Source organism: Crossiella sp. CA198 (genome assembly GCF_052078295.1).
Classification (GTDB): Bacteria; Actinomycetota; Actinomycetes; order Mycobacteriales; family Pseudonocardiaceae; genus Crossiella.
The window spans coordinates 220,068-242,541 of sequence record NZ_JBQJIM010000002.1; the positions used below are offsets into that span (position 1 = coordinate 220,068).

Below are 22,474 nucleotides of genomic sequence, written 5' to 3' on the forward strand. Positions count from 1 at the left end.
GGGTCCTTTCAGGTCAGGATTCGTACTGTTCGGCGGGGGCGGGGATCGGCTTGATCTCGCTCACGTCGAAAGCAGGGGTGTAGGCGTTGGCCTCGGTGGCCGTGCCGGGTTGCACCTTGCCGGTCAGCTCCAGCCAGGAGTCCATCGGGATCTCCTTGACCTCGCCAGCGCGCGGGCCGTCCAGGCGGACCTTCATCGGCTGGGCGTCGGCCGCGCAGCAGCCGATCACCATCCGGGTCAGGTAACTGACGCCCTTGTCCCGGTACATGAACCCGGTGAGCCGGACCTCGCGCCCGTTGAGCGTGCCCGAGTCGTCCCACACCACCCTGGTGAGGAAGTCGGTCATCTTCATCGGGATCACCGGACCCGCGGGCAGCGGCTCGAAGTTGGCGCTGCCGTTGCGTTTGGCTGGTTCGGTGACGGTGCGGGTGTCGTTCGGGTTGACCGAGGCCGCACCGAGGGCGGGCGGGGCGATCAGGAAGATGGTCAGCACCGGCAGCAGCAGGAACCAGGGGCTGCGGGATTTGCCGTGGTCATGCCCGTGGTCGTGGTCGGCCGCCGCGGGTTCAGCGCCCTCGGCGCAGACCGGGACCGGCGCCGGTTTGTCCTTGTGCCGCATGCGGATGATGTCCTGGGCGATGGCCACGAAGGCCAGGCCCAGCATGACCACCGCGGCGGCGATCAGGAACGGCAGGAACGAGGGTTTGACGTAGCGCAGGTACTGGCCGTTGAGCGCGATCTTCAGCAGGGCGCCGCCGAGCAGCACCAGCAGGACGTTCTGCGTCTCGCGTCGCATCAGCGCACCTCACCGAAGACGAGCAGGAAGGCGCCGACCCCGCACAGGATCGCCACCAGGAAGGTCAGCGGCGCGAACCGCACGACGAACTTGCGGCCGAAGGTACCGGCCTGCAGCGCGATCAGCTTGACATCGACCGCGGGCCCGACCACCAGGAACACCAGCCGGGGCAGCAGCGGCAGCGCGGACATGCTGGCCGCGACCAGCGCGTCGGCCTCGCTGCACAGCGCCATGACCACCGCGGCCACCGCCATCACCAGCACGCCGAGCACGATCTGGCCGGAGAGCGAGTTGAAGAAGTCGGCCGCGGTGACCTTGAGCACCGCGGCGATGATGCCGCCGATCACCAGGAAGCCGCCTGCCTCGACCAGGTCGTGCCGGGCGGTCTCGGCGAAGACGCCCCAGCGGGAGGTCCCGGCCGGGCGTTCGTAGCGGCGCAGCGCGCGTTCGGCGATCCACTCGGTCTTGCCGATGCGCACCCACAGCCAGCCCATGACCAGCGCGGTGGCCAGCGAGCCGACGAAGCGGGCCACCACCATCAGCGGTTCGCCCTGGAAGGCGACGGCGGTGGAGCCGAGCACGATCGGGTTCACCGCGGGCGCGGCCAGCAGGAAGGTCAGCGCGACCGCGGGCCGCACGCCCTGCTGCATGAGCCTGCCGGAGACCGGCACCGCGCTGCACTCGCAGCCGGGCAGCGCCACCCCGGCCAGTCCGGCCACCGGCACCGCGAGGGCCTGGTTGCCGGGCAGCAGCCTGCGCAGCCGTTCCGGGGAGACGAAGGCCGCGATCGCGCCGCTGATCAGCACCCCCAGCACCAGGAACGGCATGGCCTGGATGCAGACGGAGATGAACACCGTGGAGGCGGTGCGGATCCGCTCGTCGGTCAGCAGGGCGGCGATCTGCCCTTGGAACACGATGGCCAGCAGCAGGACCCCGCAGAGGATTTCCAGCGAGGTGATGCCCCGGCCCCGTGGCTTGTGCCCGGTGGGCTCGGCCGTCTCGGTCGCAACGGTGCTCACGGGAGTCATGCTGCCATGCGATTGGGCGAATTGATAACCGTTGCCGAGAGGCAGCCATCCGGGCTACCGCGTTGCGCCCATCGGGGCCCAGGTGCTGGGACGGTCTCCCTGGGGTCTGGCGCGGGTGAATACCGTGGGGGATCGAGCCGGACCACGGCGAATCGATTGGGGTGGCGGATGACCTACACACTCGGCTGGGACGACGGCGTGGTCGTGGCCATCGACCAGCGGGTGCTGCCGCAGGAGCTGCGGTGGTTGCGGCTGGCCACGGTCGAGGAGGTGATCGAGGCGATCACCACGCTGGCTGTGCGCGGGGCGCCCGCGATCGGCCTGGCCGGGGCGTTCGGGGTGGCGCTGTCCGCGCACCTGCACACCGACCCGGCGGTGGTGCGCGCCGACGCGGAGCGGCTGGCCAAGGCCAGGCCGACCGCGGTGAACCTGGCCTGGGGCGTGCGGCGGGCGCTGGGCAAGCTGGAGCAGGGCGCGAAGGCGGTGCTGGCCGAGGCGTCGATGATGCTGGCCGAGGACGAGGCGACCAACCGCACCGCCGCCCGGCTGGCCGCCGACCTGGTGCTCTCGCTGACCCCGGACCGGCCGCTGCGGGTGCTCACGCACTGCAACACCGGCAGGCTGGCCACCGCGGCCTGGGGCACCGCGCTGGGCGCGATCAGCGATCTGGCCGGGCGCGGCCTGATCGAGGAGGTGCTGGTCGACGAGACCCGCCCGCTGCTGCAGGGCGCCCGGCTGACCGCGTGGGAGCTGGCCGAACAGGGCATTCCGCACCGGTTGCTGGTCGACTCGGCCGCCGCGGCGGCGATGTCGCTGGGCCAGGTAGACGTGGTGCTGGTCGGCGCGGACCGGATCACCGCTCGCGGCGATGTGGCCAACAAGATCGGCACCTACGGGCTGGCGGTCTCCGCGGCCCGGCACCGGATCCCGTTCATCGTGGTCGCGCCGGAGTCCACCGTGGACAACACGCTGGCGCACGGCTCGGAGATCGTGGTCGAGGAGCGCGCCGCCGCGGAGGTCACCGCCTTCGGCGGCACGCCGGTGGCCCCGGCCGGGGTGGCGGTGTTCAACCCGGCCTTCGACGTGACGCCCGCCGAGTTGGTCAGCGCGGTGGTCACCGAGCGGCGGGTGTGGCGGCCCAACCACGGCGCGGCACTGGCCGGGCGGATCACCGAGGCCCTCGGCGACGGCCTGGACCTCTCCGGCGTGTACACCGACCCGGCGCTGTTCGGGGCGACCGCGGGCGCGCTGGCCGAGGAGTTCCGCGGCTCCTTCGACGCGGTGCTCGGCCTGGCCTCCGGCGGGTTGCTGCTGGGTGCGGCGCTGGCCAGGCACGCCGAGGTGCCGCTGGTGCTGCCGGGCAACCCGGTCGCGCCGGGCACCAGGGTGCTGGTGGTGGACGAGGTGCTCGGCGACCGGCTCGGCGATGCCGCCGAACTGGTGTGGGGCAGCGGCGGCACGGTGGCCGGGTTCGGCGTGCTGCTGGTGGAGTCCGGGTCCGGCGATGCGGAGAAACTGGCCCCGCACAAGGTGGTCGCGCTCGCCGAGGTGTCCGGATGAGCCCCGGGGCGGCGCTGGCCGCGGCCGCCCGCGAGCTGTACCAGCGGGGCTGGCTGCCCGGCACCTCGGGCAACATCTCGGTGCGGCTGACCGCGGAGACCGCGCTGATCACCGCCAGTGGCCGGGACAAGGGCGCGCTGACCGAGTCCGACACGGTGCTGGTCTCGGTGGACACCTCGGCCGCGGTGCACGCGCAGGCGTCCAGGCCCTCGGCCGAGACGACCATCCACACCGCGATCTACCGGGCCACCAAGGCCGAGGCCGTGGTGCACACCCACTCCCCCTACGCCACCGCGGTGGCCACCATGGCCGGCCACCGCACCGAACTGTCCACAGTGGACTTCCGGGACTTCGAGCTGTTGAAGGGCCTGGGATTGCGCGATCCCAGCGCGACCTCGATCCCGGTGTTCCCCAACCACGCCGACGTGCCGCGGATCGCCGCCGAGGTGGAGCGGTACCTGATCGGGCAGCCGGACGCGCCGCCGGTGCTGCTGATCGAACATCATGGGCTCACCACCTGGGGTGCGGACTACGCGCAGGCCCGCAACCGGATGGAATGCGTGGAGTCCATCTGCCAGTTGTCGCTGTTGTTGAAAGGACGTGCGTTCTCATGACGCTCTTGCAGGTCATGCCGGAGACCGAGCCCACCACCGTCGAGTTGCGCACCAGGGACAGCGAGAAGATCGCGGCCACGCTGGCCGAACTGGGTGTGGAGTACGAGAACTGGGCGACCAGGGACCTGCCGGCCAAGGCCGATCAGGACACCGTGCTGGCCGCCTACGCCACCGAGGTCGAGGACCTCAAGGCCAAGGGCGGGTTCCGGCTGGTCGACGTGGCCGCGCTGCGCCCCGATCCCGAGGACGAGACCTACCCGGCCCGCGCGGCCAAGGCCCGCGGCACCTTCCTGGACGAGCATCGCCACGCCGAGAACGAGGTCCGCTTCTTCGTCGCCGGCCAGGGCTGCTTCTACCTGCACCTCAACGAGCGGGTCTACGCCGTGGTGTGCGAGGCGGGCGACCTGTTGTCGGTGCCAGCCGGGACCACGCACTGGTTCGACATGGGCCCCACCCCCGACTTCGTGGCCATCCGCTTCTTCGAGGAGGAGGACGGCTGGGTGGGTGACTTCACCGGCGACCCCATCGCAGCCAGGTTCCCCCGTCTGGACGAACTGGTGGCGGAACCCGCGTGAGCACAACGCAGGCGGTGGTCCTGGACATCGAGGGCACCACGAGTCCACTGGCCGCCGTGCACGACCAGCTGTTCCCGTACGCGCGGGCCCGGGTGGCCGACTGGCTGGCCGGGCACCGGGACACGCCCGAGGCGACCGAGGTCGTCGAGGGCGTGCGCGCGGAACTCGGCCGGCCAGGGGCGTCGGAAGCCGAGGTGATCGCGACCCTGGTGGGCTGGATCGACGAGGACGTGAAGGCCCGCCCGCTCAAGCAACTCCAGGGCCTGATCTGGCACAGCGGTTTCCAGGCCGGTGACCTGCGTGGACAGGTCTACCCGGATGTGCCGGTGGCGTTGAAGAGCTGGCGGGCGGCCGGGCTGGGCCTGCACATCTATTCCTCCGGTTCGGTGGCCGCACAACGAGACTGGTTCCGGCACAGCGACCACGGCGACCTGTCCGGCCACCTCAGCGGCCACTTCGACCTGACCACCGCGGGCCCCAAGCGCGAGGCCGCCTCCTACCGGCGGATCACCGAGGCACTGGGCGTGCCGGCTGCGGCCACGCTGTTCCTCTCCGACGTGACCGCGGAACTGGACGCGGCGGTCGAGGCGGGCTGGCAGGCGGTCGGCGTCCAGCGTCCCGGCGAGGCACCCGGTCCGGACGGCGACCACCGATGGATCACGGACTTCAGCGAACTCACCCTGCCCTGACCACAACGGCCAACACTCGAACCGCACCGAGTGTTGGCCGTTGTCGTACGCCACGTTGGCCGTTGTTGTGCGCCTTGGGCCATTGTGAGCGGGCGAAGCCTGCGGTTCCCCATCCTTTGATTTCTGCCCGTCCGGTGCGGACGCACTTGATCTTCGGTTTTAAGATCAAGAAAGGATGGCCTCGCCGGCCGGGCAGACCACCGGAGGGGTGGGGCAGATCAAACCCCGGCATGAGCAGGTTGCGGGGCGGGGTTTGGGCTGCCGGGGCCTGACCCAGCGTGGCTCCGAGGGCTCGCGTGTTCTCCGTACGGCCTTCCGCCAGCCAACCACACCCCGATGAGCGGCCCCCGTCACCTTGGGTGGGTTCGGCGGCGGATTGTGTTGCAGGGGCCACTCATCGGGGTGTGGTCTGCATGCTCCAGGCCGTACGGAGAACACGCGAGGGCCCTCGTCGTGGGGGTTTCACCCCTCCGCCCCGCCCCGGCCCGCTGCCGTCCCACAACGGCCAACGTGGCGTACGAGTTGGGCCAACTCGCCGTCCATAACGGCCAACTCGGCGTACGACAACGGCCAACACCCGGGGTGGGGGTGAGTGTTGGCCGTTGTGGGGTGGGGTTAGGGGTTGGTTTGGGCTGCGGCGTCGAGGAGTTCGGTGCGGAGTTGGGAGGCTGTGGAGACGACCAGCATGAGCAGGGTGCTCAGGGGGGCGGCGCCCATGCCTTCGGCGGGGAAGGCGTAGCGCAGGGTGACGTCCATGCCGGTGCCGGTGCGGATCACGCCCAGGGTGCCGAAGAGGCCCTGGCCTGCGCGTTCGGCGGCTGAGGCGGCCAGTTTCTCGTCGTCGGGCAGGTCCCAGGCGACCACGCAGGTCAGGCTGAGCACGGTCAGGCCCTCGGAGAGTTGCATGGCCTGCACCGCGCAGGGGACCTCGCCGTGCCGGAAGGTCAGCGCACCGTCGTCGTCGACGTGCACGTCGTGGAACATCTCCAGGGCTTCCCTGGCCGCGGTCAGCAGGGTCGCGGTGGTCAGCGCTTCGGTCACCGGGTGCCTCCGGTCACGGGTTCGATGCCCACGGCCTGGATGGGGTCGATGTGTTCCAGGGAGAACTCCTCGGGTTTTGCCGTGACGGGGTTGGGCAGCGCCCCTCCGTACCGGCGATCGCGCATGGCGAACTGCTCGCAGGCCCGCCACAGGTCCCTGCGGTCGAAGTCCGGCCACAGGATGTCCTGGAAGACCAGTTCGGCGTAGGCGGACTGCCAGAGCAGGAAGTTGCTGGTGCGTTGCTCGCCGCTGGGGCGGATGAACAGGTCCACGTCCGGCATTTCCGGCTGGTACATATGCCGGGCCAGCATCTTCTCGTCGACCTTGTCCGGGTTGATCTTCCCGGCGGCGACCAGGCGGGCGATCTCGCGGGCGGCGTCGCCGACCTCGGCGCGGCCGCCGTAGTTCAGGCACATGGCCAGGTTGATCACGGAGTTGTCCTTGGTGCGCTCCTGCGCGACCTCCAGCTCCTTGATCACGCTGCGCCACAGCTTGGGACGGCGGCCTGCCCAGCGGATGCGCACGCCCAGCTCGTCCAGCTCGTCGGTGCGGTCGCGGATCACGTCCCGGCTGAAGCCCATCAGGAACCGCACCTCATCCGGGGTGCGCTTCCAGTTCTCGGTGGAGAAGGTGTACAGCGAGAGCCATTTCACACCCAGCTCGATCGCGCCCTTGACCACCTCGACCACGACCGCCTCGCCGCGCTTGTGCCCCTCGGTGCGCGGCAGTCCGCGCTCCTTGGCCCAGCGGCCATTGCCGTCCATCACCACGGCGATGTGCTTGGGCACCAGGTCGGCGGGGATCGCCGGCGGGCGCGCGCCCGAGGGATGCGGATCCGGTGGCCGGACGCTCGTGTCGGCGCGTCCAACCCGCCGTCGCAGCATCGTCGGCTTCCTCCTCATCGTGAGAACAACTAGATCTGTGGCTCGGGCACCACGGCCGAGCGCTTCCGTTCCACCAACGGTAGCGAACGCAGCTGGCGCTCCAGATGCCACTGGAGGTGCGCGGCCACCAGGCCGCTGCCCTCCCGCCGCGCGGAGTGACTGGCCTGCTCGGCGACCGGCCAGTCGCCGTGCAGCAGCGCCTCCAGCAGGCCGATGGTCTCCTGGGTCGGTTTGGTCGACCCCGGTGGGCGGCAGCGGTGGCACACCGCGCCCCCGGCCTGCACGCTGAAGGACTGGTGCGGACCCGGCACCCCGCAGCGCGCGCACTCGCTGAGCGCGGGCGCCCACCCGGCGTACCCCATGGCCCGCAACAGGAAGGCGTCCAGCACCAGCGGCGCGTCCCGGCTGTTGTCGGCCAGTGCCCGCAACGCGCCCACCACCAGCATATACAGCCGCAGTGCCGGCGCGTTCTCCTCGGCGGTGAGCCGGTCGGCGGTCTCCAGCACCGCGCAGCCCGCGGTGTAGCGCGGGTAGTCCCCGACAATGGGGGCGCCGAAGGCGTCCAGGGTCTGCACCTGGGTGATCACATCCAGTGTGCGGCCGGTGTAGAGCTGCACGTCGATGTGGCAGAACGGTTCCACCCTGGCGCCGAAGCGGGAGGTCATCCGGCGCACGCCCTTGGCCACCGCGCGCACCTTGCCGTGCCGGCGGGACAGCAGCGTGACGATGCGGTCCGCCTCGCCCAGCTTCTGCACCCGCAGCACCACGCCGGTGTCGCGGTAGAGACTCACCCGGTCATCGTCCCATGCCCGGGTGTCAAGCTCAGAATCCCAGGCGGCGGAGCTGCTTGGGATCCCGCTGCCAGTCCTTGGCGATCTTGACGTGCAGGTCCAGGTAGACCTTGGTGCCGAGCAGGCTCTCGATGTGCTTGCGCGCGGTCGAGCCGACCTGCTTCAGCCGGGCCCCCTTGTGCCCGATCATGATCCCCTTCTGGCTGTCCCGCTCCAGGTAGACCACGGCGTGCACGTCGATCATGTCGGTGCGGCCCGGATGCGGCACCATCTCCTCGACGGTGACCGCGATCGAGTGCGGCAGCTCGTCCCGCACGCCCTCCAGGGCGGCCTCCCGGATCAGCTCGGCGACCAGGGTGGCCTCCGGCTCGTCGGTCAGCTCGCCGTCGGGGTAGAGCTGCGGGCCGCGCGGCAGGCGGTCCACCAGCAGCTGGGTCAGCGTCTCGACCTGGAAGCCGTCCACCGCGGAGACCGGGATCAGGTCGGTGAACTCCATGATCTCCTGCAGCGCGAGCAGCTGCTGGCCCACCATGTCCTGGCTGACCAGGTCGGTCTTGGTGATGATGCCGATCACCGGGGTGTTCTTGGAGATCTTCTTCAGTTCGGCGGCGATGAACTTGTCGCCCGGCCCGACCGGCTGGTCGGCAGGCACGCACAGCCCGACCACGTCGACCTCCGACCAGGTCTCCCTGACCAGGTCGTTGAGCCGCTGGCCGAGCAGGGTGCGCGGGCGGTGCAGGCCGGGGGTGTCCACGATGACCAGCTGCGCGTCCGGCCGGTGCACCACACCGCGGATGGTGTGCCGGGTGGTCTGCGGGCGGCTGGAGGTGATGGCGACCTTGGTGCCGACCAGTGCGTTGGTGAGGGTGGACTTGCCGGCGTTGGGCCTGCCGACGAAGCAGGCGAAGCCGGAGCGGTGGGTGTCACTGACGCTGGTCACCCGTCCATTCTCGCAGCTCCCCGGCGAACCACTCCCTGGCCTCCGCCTTGAGCAGGGCCTGCAGCACCAGCACCGCGAAGACCAACGGGACCAGCGCCTGCGCGGTGAACTGGCCGAGCAGCGCTCCACCGGCCAGGTTGAGCAGGGCCCCGGCGACCACGATCCACTCCACCGCCAGCGCGGTGGTGCGTGCCCACGGCTCGCCGCGGCCGAACCGGAGGGCGCTCACCAGCAGCAGCACCATGATCAGCATCGAGGCCACCTGGATCAGGGCCTGCACGGCCAGATTGTTCCTGGCCCAGGCGCGGTCGCTCTCCTGGCTGAGCAGGATCAGCACGAAGCCGTTGAGCCCGAGGTTGAGCAGGACCTGGATGATCACCACGACCTGGGTGATCCGCAGAAACTTCGGCATGGGCCGTGTTGTAGCCCTGGTCTACCGGGATCCTTCCCGGACCGGCGGGCTGATCCGGTGCAGTTCCAGGGTGTCCGGCAGCGGCGCCCGGCCGGGTCCGCCCGCGGCCAGCCAGCGGTCCAGGTCGCCGAGCACCGCCTCGCCCAGGATCAGGCCCAGCCACACCGGTTTGCCGCCGCCGGGCCGCTGCACCACGACCACGTTGGACTGGGCGCACACGTCCAGGCAGTCCGACACGGTCACCTTGGCCCCGTGCGCCGCGGCGATCTCGCGCAACTGGCGCAGCTGCTCGTCGTGGTCGATCTCGGGGTGCTTGCGGATGGTCCCGCAGCAGCAGTCACGGCACACGGTCAGACGCACAGGCGTCCACGCTACGGGGCCACCGGCGCCGGAACCGAGCGCCGGAGGTGTGAGGTGGCGATCATCATGGAGCACGCGGCCGCGACCATGCAGAGTCCCGCCGAGAGATACCAGGCGACGGTGTAGGTGCCCAGGTGCTCGCGCAGCAGGCCCGCGCCGGTGGCCGCGATGGCCGCGCCGATCTGGTGCGAGGCGAAGACCCAGCCGAAGACGACCGGTCCGTCGGCGCCGAAGTGCTCCCGGCAGAGCGCGACCGTGGGCGGCACGGTGGCCACCCAGTCCAGGCCGTAGAAGATGATGAAGACCAGCATGCTGGGCCCGGTGCTGGCGTCGAACAGGCTGGGCAGCACGAACAGGGACACCCCGCGCAGCAGGTAGTAGGCGCCCAGCAGCAGCCGGGAGTCGACCCGGTCGGTGAGCCAGCCGGAGAAGACGGTGCCGACGATGTCGAAGATGCCGACCAGGGCGAGCAGTCCGGCCGCGGTGGTGGTGGGCATGCCGTGGTCGTGCGCGGCCGGGATGAAGTGCGTGCCGACCAGGCCGTTGGTGCTCATCCCGCAGATGGCGAAGCCGATGACCAGGAACCAGAACGTCTTGACGCGGGAGGCGGTGGCCAGCGCGGTCAGCGCCCGCCGGGCCGCGCCGCCCGTGGGCCGGGGTGGGGCCTGGGGTTCGCCGGTGGCGCCGTAGGCGGTCAGGCCGACCTCGGCCGGGTGGTCGCGCAGCAGCCACAGCACCAGCGGGGCCACCGCGAGCGCGCCGAGGGCGACCACGAGCGAGGCCCAGCGCCAGCCGTAGGACTCCACCAGCAGGGCCTGCACCGGCAGGAACACCAGCTGACCGGCGGCGCTGCCCGCGGTGAGCACGCCGGTGACGATGCCGCGGTGCTTGACGAACCAGCGGGTGGTGACGGTGGCGACGAAGGCCAGTGCCATCGACCCGGTGCCCAGTCCGACGAACACGCCCCACAGCAGCACCAGTTGCCAGGAGGCGGTCATGAACACGGTCAGTCCACTGCCCGCGGCGACCAGCGCCAGCGCGCAGGCCACCACCTTGCGGATGCCGAAGCGTTCCATCAGCGCGGCGGCGAACGGCGAGGTGAGCCCGAACAGCAGCAGGTTGATCGAGACGGCCAGGGAGATGGTGCCCAGCGGCCAGCCGAACTCCTGTTGCAGCGGGTTGATCAGCACGCCGGGGGTGGCGCGGAAACCGGCGGCGCCGACCAGCGCGACGAAGGCGACGGCGGCCACCACCCAGGCCCGGTGCAGCCGGGGACGGGTGAGCTGGGTCTGGGTCACCGAGTCAGCCTCGGCCAGCGGCGGGCCGGACACGAGTGGCCCGAAGGCCATCCTGTGCAAGGATCGGGCCATGGCTCGTCCGCATCGTGTCGCCGTGCTGATCTTCGACCACGCCGCCGGGGTGGATCTCGGGGTGCCGCCGCAGGTCTTCGGCACCGCGCGGGATGACGACGGGAAGCGGCTCTACGAGGTGCGGGTGTGCACCCCGGACGGCGGCCCGGTCTGGGCCACGGCCGGGTACCAGGTGCAGCCCCAGCACGGCCTGGAGGCGTTCGAGTGGGCGGACACCGTGGTGGCCTGTGGGGTGCACGATGGCCCGATCGTCACCGAGGGCGTGCTGCCCGAGGGAGTCGGCGAGGCGTTCCGGGCGGCGGTGGCGGCCGGGAAGCGGGTGATGTCGATCTGCACCGGGGCGTTCGCGCTGGCCGCGGCGGGTTTGCTGGACGGGCGGCCCGCTGCCACGCACTGGTGGTGGGTGAACCGGTTCCGGCGGCTGTTCCCCGAGGTCGAGCTGCGGCCGGAGGTGCTTTTCGTCGACGACGGCCAGGTGCTGACCTCGGCCGGGGTGGCCGCGGGCCTGGATCTGTGCCTGCACGTGGTGCGCCTGGACCACGGCAGTTCGGTGGCCAACCGCAGTGCCCGGCGGTGCGTGGTGGCGCCGTGGCGGGACGGCGGGCAGGCCCAGTTCATCGAGCGCCCGCTGCCGGTGGAGCCGGATTCGGGCACCACCGAGGTCCGCGAGTGGATGCTGGGCAACCTGGAACAGCCCCTCGAACTGCGCGAACTGGCCGGGCGGGCGCGGATGAGCGTGCGCACCTTCACCCGCCGCTTCCGCGAGGAGACCGGTCTCAGCCCCGGTCAGTGGCTGGTGCGGCAGCGGGTGGAACTGGCCCGGCGGCTGCTGGAGGAAACCGACCTCCCGGTGGACCGGATCGCCAGCCAGGCCGGTTTCGGCACCTCGGCGTCCTTGCGCGCGCACCTGCGCACCCAGCTCGGCACCGCGCCCAGCAGCTACCGCCGCACCTTCCGCCAGACCGGCTGACCCCCGCGCCGACTTGGCCCAACTCGTACGCCCAGTGTGCCCAACTGGCTGTACGAGTTGGGCAAACTGGGCGCTCGGTCAGTGGGTGGTGTGTGCGTTGCCGTTGCTGTCGGCCACGTGCACCGGGGCCTTCGGCGCCAGATCGCGCACCGCGGCCAGCGAGTCCGCGTCCGCGGCCGCCGCGGCGGTGACCACCACCGCGGCTTCCAGGCCGTCCACCCCGCTGGCCACCGCGGCGGCCACCGCGGCCTGCAACGCGGTCAGTTTCAGCGAGGGCAGCGCGACCGTGGTGGCGGCGTAGGTCCGGCCGTCGGTGTCGCGGACCGCGGCGCCCTCGGCCGCGCCGGTGCGGGCGCGGGAGGCGCGGGCCAGCACGACGAGTTTGGTGTCTTCCGGATCCAGCTCAGGCACGGCTGTCCTTTCCGTCGGTCTCGGCCACGGCGGCCGGGGTCAGCGCGCCGGCCGGGGTCACCAGCACGGTGGTGATCCGCATCCGGCCGCGGTTGTCCTTGCCGCCCTCGGCACGCAGCCGCAGGCCCTCGATCTCCGCCTCCGCGCCGGGCAGCGGGACCCGGCCCAGCCGCTGGGCGAGCAGGCCGCCGACCGTCTCCACCTCGGAGGCGTCCAGTTCCACGCCGAAGTACTCGCCCAGGTCCTCCACCGGCAGCCGGGAGGAGACCCGGACCGCGGGGGTGCCATCGCCGAGCACTTCGATCGGCGGGCGTTCGTCGGCGTCGTGCTCGTCGGTGATCTCGCCGACGATCTCCTCGATGATGTCCTCGATGCTGAGCAGCCCTGCGGTGCCGCCGTACTCGTCCACCGCGATGGCCAGGTGGTTGCGGGAGAGCTGCATCTCCTTGAGCAGTTCGGCCAGCCGCTTGGAGTCGGGCACGAAGCTGGCCGGGCGCATCAGCTCGCGCACCGCGACGGTGCGGTCGGCCTCGGCCACGCCCTCCACCGAGGAGCGCACCAGGTCCTTGAGGTTCACCACGCCGACCACGTCGTCCACGCTCTCCCCGATCACCGGGATCCGGGAGAATCCGGTGCGCAAACAGAGTGCGAGGGCCTGGCGGACCGACTTGTCCTGTTCGATCCAGACGATCTCGGTGCGCGGCACCATGACCTCGCGGGCGATGGTGGCGCGCAGCTCGAACACCGAGTGGATCATCTCGCGCTCGCCGGCGGCCACCACGCCGCGTTCCTGGGCCAGGTCGACCAGTTCGCGCAGTTCGACCTCGGAGGAGAACGGGCCTTCCCGGAAGCCGCGGCCGGGGGTGATCGCGTTGCCGATCAGGATCAGCAGCCGGGCCAGCGGGCCGAGCACCGAGACCAGGGCGCGCACCGGTCCGGCGACCAGGATGCCCACGCTGTAGGGGTGCTGGCGGCCGATGGTGCGCGGGCCGACGCCGACCAGCACGTAGCTGGCCACCAGCATGCTCAGCATGGCCACCAGCGCGGCCAGCCACTCGGGCTGGAACCAGAACAGGCAGGCCAGGGTGACCAGCACGGTCGCGGCGAGTTCGCAGCCCAGCCGCAGCAACAGCAGCAGGTTGATGTGCCGGGGCCGGTCGGCGACCACCAGCGCGAGCTGCCGGGCCCCGGCCCTGCCCTGCCGAACCAGGGCGTCCACCCTGGCCCGGGAGACCGTGCCGAGCGCGGCGTCGGCGGCGCCGAACAATCCGGCGGCGAGCACCAGCAGGACCGCGATGACCACGAGCGAGACGGGGTCGGACATCGCCGCGGCCGCCTCAGTTCGCGGAGTCGGAGTCCGCGCGCCGCTCCGGCTCCGCCGCCACGGCGGGCGCCTCGGCCTCGGATCCGGCCGCGGGTTCGACGGCTTCCCCGGTCTCCCCGTCGTGCAGGCCGACCGCGCCGAGCACCTTGTCGTCGGCGGCGCGCTGCTGTTCCTGCGCCCGCGCGCCACGGAAGTCGGCGAGGATGCGGTTCTGCAGGGAGAACATCTCCCGCTCCTCCTCCGGCTCGGCGTGGTCGTAGCCGAGCAGGTGCAGCACGCCGTGCACGGTGAGCAGGTGCAGTTCGTCGGTGAGGCTGTGTCCGGCCTTGCGCGCCTGGTCCTTGGCAAAGGCCGGGCAGAGCACGATGTCGCCGAGCAGCGCGGGCCCGACCCCGGCCGCGTCGGGGCGGCGCGCGGAGTCCAGCTCGTCCATCGGGAAGGCCATCACGTCGGTGGGACCGGGCAGGTCCATCCAGCGTTCGTGCAGGTCGGACATCACGTCCAGCTCGACCAGCAGCACGGACAGCTCCGCCAGGGGGCTGACACCCATGCGGTCCAGCGCGAACCTCGCCGCGTCGACGATCGAGGTCTCCTCGACCCCGACCCCGGACTCGTTGGCGATCTCGATGCTCAACGCCTTGCCTTTCGGGTGTGGGCGCGCTGCCCGGCAGCGCCGTTCTCTGCGTTGTCCTGCACGACCTGCCAGCGGTCGTAGGCGTCCACGATCTCCCCGACCAGGCGGTGCCGGACGACGTCCTGGCTGGTCAGGATGGAGAAGTGCACATCGTCCACGCCTTCGAGGATGTCCCGGACCACCTTGAGACCGCTGCGCTGCCCGCCGGGCAGGTCGATCTGGGTGATGTCGCCGGTGACCACGATCTTGGAGCCGAAGCCGAGCCGGGTGAGGAACATCTTCATCTGCTCGGGCGTGGTGTTCTGCGCCTCGTCCAGGATGATGAAGGCGTCGTTGAGGGTGCGGCCGCGCATGTAGGCCAGCGGCGCGACCTCGATGGTCCCGGCCTGGGTCAGGCGCGGGATCGACTCCGGGTCGACCATGTCGTGCAGCGCGTCGTAGAGCGGCCGCAGGTACGGGTCGATCTTGTCGTAGAGGGTGCCGGGCAGGTAGCCCAGCCGCTCCCCCGCCTCGACCGCCGGCCTGGTCAGGATGATCCGGCTGACCTGCTTGGCCTGCAACGCCTGCACGGCCTTGGCCATGGCCAGGTAGGTCTTGCCGGTGCCTGCCGGGCCGATGCCGAAGACCACGGTGTTCGCGTCGATGGCGTCCACGTAGTGCTTCTGGTTCAGCGTCTTGGGCCGGATGGTGCGCCCGCGCCGGGAGATGATGTTGAGGCTGAGCACCTCGGCCGGGGATTCCTCGGTGCCCGCGCTGAGCATGGCCACCGTGCGGCGCACCGCGTCCTGGCCCACCGGCTGGCCCTTGCCCGCCAGGGTGATGAGTTCGGCGAAGACTCGTTCGGCGAAGGCGACGTCAGCGGGTTCGCCGGTCAGGGTCAGCTCGTTGCCGCGGACGTGCACGTCGGCGGTGAGCAACTCCTCGAGCAGGCGCAGGTTCTCATCGCTGGAACCCAGCAACGCCAGGACTGCGGTGTCGGGCAGGGAGATCTTCGACCCGGGCTGGGTCGCTTCACCAGGTGCGGTACCGGCCACGTGGCCTCGGGCCTGCTTTCTGCGGACGACTGGACTGGACGACGGATGTGGACTGTCGCCTCAGATGCTAACGCCAGGCCCTGACGCGTCCCCACCGCAATAGCGCTCGTGCCTGGCCGGGCCAGCCCCGGTGGGCGTGGAAGACGGTCTGGCCGCCGCCGGGGCCGGTGTTGGCGATGAGCCGGTAGCTGGGTCCGGCGATGCCGGTGGCCGCGGCCACCTCGGCGGCCAGGCCGATCAGCCCGGCGGCCAGCCCGGGGTCGTCGAAGGCCAGCGCGTGTTCGCTGCTCGCGCGCACCCTGGCAGGCAGCTCACCAGCCACGATCCGACAACTGTGCACATTTTTGGCAACAGTCGCTCACGTGCTCAGATCGCATCCCGGGAACACCTCGCAGATGTGGTCCTCCAGCAGTTGGATCATCAGTTCCGGCGGCATCGCCTCTGGGGTGATCAGGCCGTGCACCACCAGGCCGTCGGTGAGCGCGAGCAGCCGCAGCGCCTCGCGCACCGGGTCGGCGCCTGCCCGCAGGATGCCCTCCTCAGCGGCGTCGCGCAGGCGTTCGAGGAGCCAGTCGGCGATCACCTCATCGCCCTTGCGGCCCGCGGCGCGCAGCACCGGGTCGACCCTGGCCCGCGTGACGAAGGCCATCCACACCTCGGCGGAGACCTTGCTGTCGGCGTCCAGGGGCAGCAGCGTGGTCAGCAGGCGGCGGACCCGCCAGGGCGCGGAGTGCTCCTGCGGAGGCACGCCGTGTTCGTCGAGGGCGCGGGCCCGTTCGGTGAACTTCTCCGCGGCCAGGTCCATCGCGAAGTGCAGCAACGCGTCCTGGGTGGGGAAGTAGTGCCGGAGCGCGCCTGCCGACCAGCCGGACTCGGCGGCCACCGCGCGCACCGAGGCGCGTTCGACGCCGTCGCGCTGGACCACCCGCCACACGGCCTGGGCGAGTTCCCGGCGACGGGCCTCGTGGTCGACGAGTTTGGGCACTGTACTTTTCTAGCACAGCCGTGTTATAAAAAAATCCACACGCGATTCCACCGGCAGAGTGGACACAAACCTCGACACAGATCGTTCGAACCCCGGACTTGCCACAGGGTGGGTGATGGGGGTGGTTGCGTCGCGACGGAGCCTGGGGGTCACTCCGTCGCGACGCAACCGCGCCGGACCGAGGGGGGAGGTGTCCGGCGATCCTTCGGGTGCCCGTCACCCGAGGCCAGCTTTGGCAAGTGCTCTGAGGTGGGCCGACGAAGGCTGCCCCAGAACTTTCTTGCCCGTCGGCGACAGAGCGTAGCTCCTTTCCGGCCCCTCGCGCTACACCTGGACCGAATGGATCACGCCGCTTGGCGCGCCAAAGCTGCCGTTTGGCGATCGATCGCTGGGCCGGTCGCCATTTCCCGTGGACGCACTAGCAGAACTGCGCGGAAGTCGTTGCTAACGAGCAACTTCGCCAGTGCGCCCGGTGGGTTGCCAACGCCTGGTCAGCACCCCGATGGCGCCCAGTGCGACGGCCGCGGCGGTGGAGGCGCGCAGCACCGTCGGTCCGAGCCGGACCGGGGTGGCGCCGGCTTCGACGAGTCGCGAGACCTCGCTCTCCGTGATACCGCCCTCCGGACCGACCACGATGAGCAGATCGCCCTCGGCGGGCAGCCCGACCTCGCCCAGCACCACCTCGGCCGCCTCGTGCAGCACCAGGGTGGCGGCACTGGCCTGGACGAGCTGGGCGAGCTGACCGGTGCCCAGTGGCTCACCGACCTCGGGGACCCAGGCGCGGCGGGCCTGTTTGGCCGCCTGGAGCGCGGTGGCGCGCCACCGGCCCAGTGCCTTGGCCCCGCGTGGTCCGTCTTCCCAGCGGGCCACACAGCGGGCCGCACGCCACGGGTGCACGGCGTCCACCCCGGCCTCGGTGGCCAGTTCGACCGCCAGCTCGCCGCGGTCACCCTTGATCAGCGCCTGCACCAGCACCACCCGGGGGCTGGGCGCGGGCTCGGTCCAGCGCGCCAGCACGTCCAGGTCGAGGAAGTCCTTGCCGACCGCGGTCACCGCGCACCGGGCCAGGCCGCCCGCGCCGTCGGAGAGCACCAGCTGCTCCCCGACGCGCGTGCGCAGCACGGTGGCCGCGTGCCTGCCCTCCGGTCCGTCCAGCCGGGCCTGCTCGCCAGGCGGCAGGCTCTCGGTGTGGAAGACCGGGATGCCGTGGATCAACGCTGTCCGAAGGAGTGCCGCAGCCGGGAGAACAGCCCGCCGCCGTTGCGCCCGTTGGCGTTGGCGGCCAGTTCGGAGGCCTCCTCGCCGCGGAGTTCGGCGAGTTGGCGCAGCAGCGCGGTCTGCTCCTCGTCCAGCTTGGTCGGCACCACGACCTCGACGTGCACGTGCAGGTCGCCGCGGCCGTCGACCCGGCCGGAGGAACGCAGCCGGGGCATGCCCTTGCCGGGCAGCACCAGCTCGGTCTCCGGCTGGGTGCCCGGGTCAAGGGGCAGTTCCTGCACGCCGTCCAGGGTCTGCATCGGGATGGTCGCGCCCAGCGCGGCCGCGGTCATCGGCACCCGGATCGTGCAGTGCAGCTCGGTGCCGTCCCTGGTGAAGGTGTCGTGCGGCAGTTCCTCGACCTCGACGTAGAGGTCGCCGGCCGGTCCGCCGCCGGGGCCGACCTCGCCCTGGCTGGCCAGCCGGACCCGCATGCCGTCGGCCACGCCCGGCGGGATCTTGACGTTGATGGTGCGCCGCGAGCGCACCCGGCCCTCGCCCGCGCACTGCTGGCACGGGTCGGGGATGACCTCGCCGAAGCCGCGGCAGACCGGGCAGGGCCGCGCGGTGACGACCTGGCCGAGGAAGGAGCGCTGCACGGACTGGACCTCGCCGCGCCCGCCGCAGGTGTCGCAGCGGATTGGGGAGCTGCCCTCGGCGCAGCCGGAGCCCTCGCACAGGGTGCACAGGATCGCGGTGTCCACGGTCAGCTCGCGGGTGATGCCGGTGGCGCACTCCTCCAGGCTGGCCTCCAGGCGGATCAGCGCGTCCGAACCGGGCTGGGTCCGGCTGCGCGGTCCCCGGCTGGCCGGTCCGCCGCCGAAGAAGGCGTCCATGATGTCGCCGAGGCCGAACCCGGCGAACGGGTCGCCCATGCCGCCGCCACCGCGTCCGCCGCCACCGCCGCCGGGCGAGAGCGGGTCACCGCCGAGGTCGACGATCTTGCGCTTCTCCGGGTCGGAGAGCACCTCGTAGACCGCGGTGACCTCACGGAAACGCTGCTGGGCACTCTCCTCCGGGTTCACATCCGGGTGCAGCTCGCGGGCGAGCTTGCGATAAGCCCGCTTGATCTCCTCCTGCGATGCGTCCGAACGCACGCCCAGAGTGCCGTAGTAGTCCCTTGCCACCGTCTCCCAGTCCCTACTTCCCCACAGCCGGCGCCGCTCAGCGACCGGCCAGGATGTCTCCCACGTATGCGGCAACGGCGCGGACGGCCGCCATCGTTCCCGGATAGTCCATTCTTGTCGGCCCGACCACACCCATGCCGCCCAGCACGGTGCCGGCGGTGGAGCCGTAACCAATGGAGACCACGGAGGTGCTGCGCATCCCCTCGGCCTCGTTCTCCTCACCGATCCGCACCGTGATCGTCGACTGGTCGTGCGCCGCCTGCAGCAGCTTCAGCACGACGACCTGTTCCTCCAGCGCCTCCAGCACATTACGCAGGGAGTTGGGGAAGTCGGCCACGTTGCGGGTCAGGTTGGCGGTGCCGCCCAGCAGCAGCCGCTCCTCCGGGTGCTCCACCAGCGATTCGATCAGCGCGGTGCACACCCGGATCATGATGTCGCGCAGTTCGGTCGGGGCGGCCTCTGGCAGCTCGGCGACCCGCGCGGAGGCGTCGCTGAGCCTGCGCCCGACCAGGGTCGAGTTGAGCACCGACCGCACCCTGGCCACATCGTCCGGGCTGATCACGTCGCCGAGGTCGACCATGCGCTGCTCGACCCGGCCGGTGTCGGTGATGGTGACCAGCATCAGCCGGGCCGCGGTGATCGGCACCACCTCGATGTGCCGGACCGAGGACCTGGTCAGGGTCGGGTACTGCACCACCGCGACCTGCCGGGTGAGCTGGGCGAGCAACCGGACGCTGCGCCGGAGCACATCGTCCAGGTCCATCGCCCCGTCCAGGAAGGCCTGGATGGCCCGGCGCTCGGCCGTGGACAGCGGTTTGACCTCGGAGAGCCGGTCCACGAAGACCCGGTAGCCCTTGTCGGTGGGCACCCGGCCCGCGCTGGTGTGCGGCTGGGTGATGTAGCCGTCCTCTTCCAGCACGGCCATGTCGTTGCGCACGGTCGCGCTGGACACCCCGAGGTTGTGCCGATCGACCAGCGCCTTGGACCCGACCGGCTCCTGGGTGTTGACGTAGTCGGCGACGATCGCCCGCAACACCTCGAAGCGCCGGTCCTCCGGCGACCCTGTGTTCACCGCGCGTCACCTCCCTGTCGGCACCAAGTCTAGGGTCTGGGGTGGGGTGCACGGCGCGAGTGCTGGCAGGGAGGCCGGGGTGATCTTCAAGGACGTCCGGGACGGGCGGCCGTACCCGGACCACGGGCTGAGTACCAGGGAGTGGGCGAAGATCCCGCCCCGCCCGGTCCGGCTGGACGAATTGGTGACCACGAAGAAGGTCCTGGAGCTGGACCGCCTGCTCAGTTCCGACTCCACTTTCTTCGGCGACCTGTTCGCCCACGCGGTGCAGTGGCGCGGGGAGATGTTCCTGGAGGACGGGCTGCACCGGGCGGTGCGGGCGGCGCTGCAGCAACGCAACTTCATCCATGTCCGGGTGCTGGTGCTGGGGTAGGTCGCCGCATCAGATCTCGGTGCCCTTCGGGTGCCCGGCGCAGGCGGCCTGGACCCAGACCGTGTGCCGGTCCTCGTCCAGCAGGTACCAGATCCGGGCACGCGACCGACTCGGCGTTCTTCCAGCCGACAGCATCCGGACACACCGCGTCGGGGGTCCGGGGGCGGAGCCCGCCGGGCGGGGTCTGGGGGTCGCACCCCCAGAAAACACGACGAGCGAGATCGGCGAGCGTTCTCCGCGAGCAGACCTCACCCAAGAGCGAGTGGACTCACGCGTCGTTCGCCTCCGGCGCCGGGACCTCACCGAGGTCCTCGCCGTCCTTGCGCAGGATGGCCAGCAGCTCGGGATCGGCGTGGATCTCGGCGGTGTGCCGCCACTCGGTGATCAGCTGGACGACCGGGGCGGGATTGCCCAGCGAGTTCGCCGCTTCCAGGATCTCCACCAGCTCGACCACGAACGCCCGCACGTCCTCCCTTGGCAGGAACCGCACCCACGGGAACGCGGTCGGCATCACGTCGGTGACCAGGTCCCTGACCTCAGCGCTGTGCTGCATGAGCGCGACGAACAGCGCCGTGGTGGTGGAGACGACCTCGCGCACCTCGGCGGCCCGGCTGGCCGTAACCAGCACCAGGTCCTCGTCGTCTCCCCTGCGGTGCACGCGCACCGACCGGCTCGGCGACTCCTGCAGCTTGCGCACGGTGTCGACGGGCTTGTTCGAGAGGTCCGAGAAGTTGACCTGCGGAGCACTGAGGGCCATACCTGCAAACTACTTTAAAACTCGCTCGACCGCCAGCTCACGGCACCAGCCGCCGGACCACCGCGTCGGCCAGCAGCCTGCCCTGATCGGTGAGCACGCACCGCCCGCCGTCCAGACTGGCCGGATCGAGCAGGCCGTCCGACGCGGCGACCCTGGCCTCGCGCCGGCCGGGCTCGTCCAGCACGTCCACCGGCAGTCCTTCCACCAGCCGCAACTCCAGCAGGATGCGCTCGACGTCCCGGTCCGCGGCGGTCAGCGTCTCCCGCCCGGCCGCGGGTGAGTGGCCTTCGGCGAGCAGTGCGGCGTAGCGGCTCGGGTGTTTGACGTTCCACCAGCGCACTCCGCCCACGTGGCTGTGCGCGCCAGGACCCGCGCCCCACCAGTCGCCGCCGAGCCAGTAGCCCAGGTTGTGCCGACAGCGGGCGGCGTCGTCGGTGGCCCAGTTGGAGACCTCGTACCAGGTCAGGCCCGCGCGCTGGAGGGTCTGGTCGACCTGTTCGTAGCGTTCGGCGAGCACGTCGTCGTCGGGACTGGCCAGCTCGCCGCGGGTGATCCGGCGGGCCAGCGCGGTGCCCTCCTCGACGATGAGGGCGTAGGCGGAGACGTGGTCGACGCCGCCGGCCAGGACCACGTCCAGGGATTCGGCCAGGTCCTGGGGGCGTTCGCCGGGGGTGCCGTAGATGAGGTCCAGGTTCACGTGCTCGAACCCGGCGGCCCGGGCTTCCTTGGCGGCGGCGCGGGCACGGCCGGGGGTGTGCGTGCGGTCCAGGATCTTCAGCACGTGCGGGGCGGCGGACTGCATGCCCAGGGAGACCCGGGTGTAGCCGGCGGCCAGGATGCCGGCGAAGAACTCCGGGGAGGTGGACTCCGGGTTGGACTCGGTGGTCACCTCGGCGCCGGGGGCCAGGCCGAAGGTGTCCCGGACCGCGCCCAGCACCGCGGCCAGGCCGTCCGCGCCGAGCAGGGACGGGGTGCCGCCGCCGATGAACACGGTGTCCGCGGCGGGCGGGCTGCCCAGCACCCGCGCGCCCAGCTCCAGCTCCCGCCGCACCCCGGCCAGCCAGGACTGCGGGGAGGCGGAACTGCCCAGCTCACCGGGGGTGTAGGTGTTGAAGTCGCAGTACCCGCAGCGGGTGGCGCAGAACGGCACGTGGACGTACAGCCCGAATGGGCGCTCGCCCAGGCCGGTCAGGGCGGCGGCGGGCAGCGCGCCGTCCTGCGGCGCCGGATCGCCGTCGGGAAGTGCAGAGGGCATAACAGCAGTGTCTCAATCCGTCTCGTTATCCCACTATGCGGATGGCGGTAGACCCATCGGGGGACGCGTGGCACGCTGGTCCACATGACCTCGCCTGGACGCCGTGTTGTCCTCGTGGCTCGCCGCCACGTGGACTACCTGCGCGTCTCCAGCGCGCTCTGCCGACCGTACGTCTAGTCGGCCGCTGCATTTCTCTTTGCCAGCCGGCGACGGGC

General features: G+C 71.2%; 26 protein-coding genes and 2 pseudogenes. 7 read left to right on the plus strand and 21 right to left on the minus strand.

Annotation, left to right across the window (positions count from 1 at the left end; all coding sequences use genetic code 11):
* Positions 1-13: 13 nt before the first annotated feature.
* Positions 14-796, minus strand: a complete 783-nt coding sequence (locus ACTOWY_RS03570; protein ID WP_441308159.1) for a TIGR03943 family putative permease subunit — start codon at positions 794-796, stop codon at positions 14-16.
* Complete coding sequence (locus ACTOWY_RS03575; protein WP_374205788.1) at positions 796-1,824, minus strand: permease; 1,029 nt, start codon at positions 1,822-1,824, stop codon at positions 796-798. Before ACTOWY_RS03575 ends, ACTOWY_RS03570 begins: the two co-directional genes overlap by 1 nt.
* 168 nt (positions 1,825-1,992) lie before the next feature.
* On the opposite strand from ACTOWY_RS03575, the pseudogene mtnA reads away from it, so the two are divergent.
* The 4 genes and pseudogenes from mtnA to mtnC form a co-directional block, all read left to right on the plus strand.
* A pseudogene (gene mtnA, locus ACTOWY_RS03580) lies at positions 1,993-2,976 on the plus strand (S-methyl-5-thioribose-1-phosphate isomerase); the annotation flags it as partial.
* 404 nt (positions 2,977-3,380) lie between these two features.
* Complete coding sequence (gene mtnB / locus ACTOWY_RS03585; protein ID WP_441308160.1) at positions 3,381-3,998, plus strand: methylthioribulose 1-phosphate dehydratase; 618 nt, start codon at positions 3,381-3,383, stop codon at positions 3,996-3,998.
* Positions 3,995-4,573: a 1,2-dihydroxy-3-keto-5-methylthiopentene dioxygenase gene (locus ACTOWY_RS03590; protein ID WP_441308161.1), complete on the plus strand. Its 579-nt coding sequence runs from the start codon at positions 3,995-3,997 to the stop codon at positions 4,571-4,573. The genes mtnB and ACTOWY_RS03590 overlap by 4 nt, the downstream gene beginning before the upstream one ends.
* Complete coding sequence (mtnC, locus tag ACTOWY_RS03595; RefSeq protein WP_441308162.1) at positions 4,570-5,262, plus strand: acireductone synthase; 693 nt, start codon at positions 4,570-4,572, stop codon at positions 5,260-5,262. The genes ACTOWY_RS03590 and mtnC overlap by 4 nt, the downstream gene beginning before the upstream one ends.
* A gap of 615 nt (positions 5,263-5,877) precedes the next feature.
* Here the strand turns inward: mtnC and ACTOWY_RS03600 are convergent.
* From ACTOWY_RS03600 to ACTOWY_RS03630, 7 genes are read right to left on the minus strand one after another with little or no spacing between them, the layout of a single operon-like run.
* Entirely contained in the window at positions 5,878-6,303 is a 426-nt protein-coding gene (locus tag ACTOWY_RS03600) for a YbjN domain-containing protein (protein WP_312987121.1), read from the minus strand.
* A complete protein-coding gene (locus ACTOWY_RS03605) occupies positions 6,300-7,187 on the minus strand; it encodes an isoprenyl transferase (RefSeq protein ID WP_441308163.1) in 888 nt (295 codons plus the stop codon). Before ACTOWY_RS03605 ends, ACTOWY_RS03600 begins: the two co-directional genes overlap by 4 nt.
* Positions 7,188-7,216: 29 nt before the next feature.
* A complete protein-coding gene (recO, locus tag ACTOWY_RS03610; protein WP_247759502.1) occupies positions 7,217-7,978 on the minus strand; it encodes a DNA repair protein RecO in 762 nt (253 codons plus the stop codon).
* A gap of 31 nt (positions 7,979-8,009) precedes the next feature.
* On the minus strand, positions 8,010-8,918 hold the full coding sequence (gene era / locus ACTOWY_RS03615) for a GTPase Era (RefSeq protein ID WP_441308164.1): 909 nt from the start codon (positions 8,916-8,918) through the stop codon (positions 8,010-8,012).
* A complete protein-coding gene (locus tag ACTOWY_RS03620; protein WP_441308165.1) occupies positions 8,902-9,330 on the minus strand; it encodes a hypothetical protein in 429 nt (142 codons plus the stop codon). The genes era and ACTOWY_RS03620 overlap by 17 nt, the downstream gene beginning before the upstream one ends.
* Before the next feature lie 21 nt (positions 9,331-9,351).
* A complete protein-coding gene (locus ACTOWY_RS03625) occupies positions 9,352-9,690 on the minus strand; it encodes a (2Fe-2S) ferredoxin domain-containing protein (RefSeq protein WP_247759499.1) in 339 nt (112 codons plus the stop codon).
* 11 nt (positions 9,691-9,701) lie between these two features.
* Complete coding sequence (locus ACTOWY_RS03630; protein WP_441308166.1) at positions 9,702-11,039, minus strand: MFS transporter; 1,338 nt, start codon at positions 11,037-11,039, stop codon at positions 9,702-9,704.
* A gap of 19 nt (positions 11,040-11,058) precedes the next feature.
* Here ACTOWY_RS03630 and ACTOWY_RS03635 point away from each other — a divergent pair, with 19 nt between their 5' ends.
* Positions 11,059-12,030, plus strand: coding sequence for a GlxA family transcriptional regulator (locus tag ACTOWY_RS03635; RefSeq protein WP_441308167.1), 972 nt, complete (start codon positions 11,059-11,061; stop codon positions 12,028-12,030).
* Between the two features lie 78 nt (positions 12,031-12,108).
* Here the strand turns inward: ACTOWY_RS03635 and ACTOWY_RS03640 are convergent, their stop codons facing one another.
* The 9 genes and pseudogenes from ACTOWY_RS03640 to hrcA form a co-directional block, all read right to left on the minus strand.
* Positions 12,109-12,441 carry a cytidine deaminase gene (locus ACTOWY_RS03640; RefSeq protein ID WP_441308168.1) on the minus strand — a complete coding sequence of 111 codons (333 nt, stop codon included), beginning with the start codon at positions 12,439-12,441 and terminating at the stop codon, positions 12,109-12,111.
* The gene (locus ACTOWY_RS03645) at positions 12,434-13,765 is read right to left on the minus strand and encodes a hemolysin family protein (protein WP_441308169.1); all 1,332 of its coding nucleotides are present in this window, start codon (positions 13,763-13,765) and stop codon (positions 12,434-12,436) included. Before ACTOWY_RS03645 ends, ACTOWY_RS03640 begins: the two co-directional genes overlap by 8 nt.
* A 118-nt stretch (positions 13,766-13,883) precedes the next feature.
* A pseudogene (ybeY, locus tag ACTOWY_RS03650) lies at positions 13,884-14,399 on the minus strand (rRNA maturation RNase YbeY); the annotation flags it as partial.
* Complete coding sequence (locus ACTOWY_RS03655; RefSeq protein WP_247759494.1) at positions 14,396-15,433, minus strand: PhoH family protein; 1,038 nt, start codon at positions 15,431-15,433, stop codon at positions 14,396-14,398. The pseudogene ybeY and the gene ACTOWY_RS03655, both read right to left, overlap by 4 nt.
* A gap of 67 nt (positions 15,434-15,500) precedes the next feature.
* Entirely contained in the window at positions 15,501-15,755 is a 255-nt protein-coding gene (locus tag ACTOWY_RS03660; protein WP_441308170.1) for a hypothetical protein, read from the minus strand.
* A 36-nt stretch (positions 15,756-15,791) separates the two neighbouring features.
* Complete coding sequence (locus tag ACTOWY_RS03665) at positions 15,792-16,418, minus strand: TetR/AcrR family transcriptional regulator (RefSeq protein ID WP_441308171.1); 627 nt, start codon at positions 16,416-16,418, stop codon at positions 15,792-15,794.
* Between the two features lie 444 nt (positions 16,419-16,862).
* Complete coding sequence (locus ACTOWY_RS03670) at positions 16,863-17,633, minus strand: 16S rRNA (uracil(1498)-N(3))-methyltransferase (protein ID WP_441308172.1); 771 nt, start codon at positions 17,631-17,633, stop codon at positions 16,863-16,865.
* Positions 17,630-18,802 carry a molecular chaperone DnaJ gene (gene dnaJ / locus ACTOWY_RS03675; protein WP_441308173.1) on the minus strand — a complete coding sequence of 391 codons (1,173 nt, stop codon included), beginning with the start codon at positions 18,800-18,802 and terminating at the stop codon, positions 17,630-17,632. Before dnaJ ends, ACTOWY_RS03670 begins: the two co-directional genes overlap by 4 nt.
* A gap of 37 nt (positions 18,803-18,839) precedes the next feature.
* Positions 18,840-19,874, minus strand: a complete 1,035-nt coding sequence (gene hrcA, locus ACTOWY_RS03680; RefSeq protein ID WP_441308174.1) for a heat-inducible transcriptional repressor HrcA — start codon at positions 19,872-19,874, stop codon at positions 18,840-18,842.
* Positions 19,875-19,953: 79 nt separating this feature from the next.
* Here hrcA and ACTOWY_RS03685 point away from each other — a divergent pair, with 79 nt between their 5' ends.
* Positions 19,954-20,247, plus strand: coding sequence for a type II toxin-antitoxin system VapB family antitoxin (locus ACTOWY_RS03685; protein WP_441308175.1), 294 nt, complete (start codon positions 19,954-19,956; stop codon positions 20,245-20,247).
* A 9-nt stretch (positions 20,248-20,256) separates the two neighbouring features.
* On the opposite strand, the gene ACTOWY_RS03690 is transcribed toward ACTOWY_RS03685, so the two are convergent.
* The 3 genes from ACTOWY_RS03690 to hemW all read right to left on the minus strand — a co-directional run bounded on the left by ACTOWY_RS03690 (position 20,257) and on the right by hemW (position 22,259).
* Positions 20,257-20,382, minus strand: coding sequence for a hypothetical protein (locus ACTOWY_RS03690; protein WP_441308176.1), 126 nt, complete (start codon positions 20,380-20,382; stop codon positions 20,257-20,259).
* Positions 20,383-20,515: 133 nt separating this feature from the next.
* Entirely contained in the window at positions 20,516-21,004 is a 489-nt protein-coding gene (locus ACTOWY_RS03695) for a hypothetical protein (protein WP_441308177.1), read from the minus strand.
* Positions 21,005-21,041: 37 nt separating this feature from the next.
* A complete protein-coding gene (gene hemW / locus ACTOWY_RS03700; protein ID WP_441308178.1) occupies positions 21,042-22,259 on the minus strand; it encodes a radical SAM family heme chaperone HemW in 1,218 nt (405 codons plus the stop codon).
* 84 nt (positions 22,260-22,343) lie between these two features.
* On the opposite strand from hemW, the gene ACTOWY_RS03705 reads away from it, so the two are divergent.
* On the plus strand, positions 22,344-22,436 hold the full coding sequence (locus ACTOWY_RS03705) for a putative leader peptide (protein ID WP_441308179.1): 93 nt from the start codon (positions 22,344-22,346) through the stop codon (positions 22,434-22,436).
* The last annotated feature ends 38 nt before the right edge of the window (positions 22,437-22,474 follow it).

Coding starts and splice junctions, on each gene's coding strand:
- ACTOWY_RS03695 (WP_441308177.1), bottom strand. CDS start 21,004: ATGGCCCTCAGTGCTCCGCAGGTCAACTTCTCGGACCTCTCGAACAAG.
- mtnB (WP_441308160.1), top strand. CDS start 3,381: ATGAGCCCCGGGGCGGCGCTGGCCGCGGCCGCCCGCGAGCTGTACCAG.
- ACTOWY_RS03605 (WP_441308163.1), bottom strand. CDS start 7,187: ATGCTGCGACGGCGGGTTGGACGCGCCGACACGAGCGTCCGGCCACCG.
- ACTOWY_RS03645 (WP_441308169.1), bottom strand. CDS start 13,765: ATGTCCGACCCCGTCTCGCTCGTGGTCATCGCGGTCCTGCTGGTGCTC.
- ACTOWY_RS03575 (WP_374205788.1), bottom strand. CDS start 1,824: ATGACTCCCGTGAGCACCGTTGCGACCGAGACGGCCGAGCCCACCGGG.
- ACTOWY_RS03630 (WP_441308166.1), bottom strand. CDS start 11,039: ATGGCCTTCGGGCCACTCGTGTCCGGCCCGCCGCTGGCCGAGGCTGAC.
- ACTOWY_RS03705 (WP_441308179.1), top strand. CDS start 22,344: ATGACCTCGCCTGGACGCCGTGTTGTCCTCGTGGCTCGCCGCCACGTG.
- ACTOWY_RS03690 (WP_441308176.1), bottom strand. CDS start 20,382: ATGCTGTCGGCTGGAAGAACGCCGAGTCGGTCGCGTGCCCGGATCTGG.
- hemW (WP_441308178.1), bottom strand. CDS start 22,259: ATGCCCTCTGCACTTCCCGACGGCGATCCGGCGCCGCAGGACGGCGCG.
- ACTOWY_RS03590 (WP_441308161.1), top strand. CDS start 3,995: ATGACGCTCTTGCAGGTCATGCCGGAGACCGAGCCCACCACCGTCGAG.
- ACTOWY_RS03635 (WP_441308167.1), top strand. CDS start 11,059: ATGGCTCGTCCGCATCGTGTCGCCGTGCTGATCTTCGACCACGCCGCC.
- ACTOWY_RS03620 (WP_441308165.1), bottom strand. CDS start 9,330: ATGCCGAAGTTTCTGCGGATCACCCAGGTCGTGGTGATCATCCAGGTC.
- ACTOWY_RS03570 (WP_441308159.1), bottom strand. CDS start 796: ATGCGACGCGAGACGCAGAACGTCCTGCTGGTGCTGCTCGGCGGCGCC.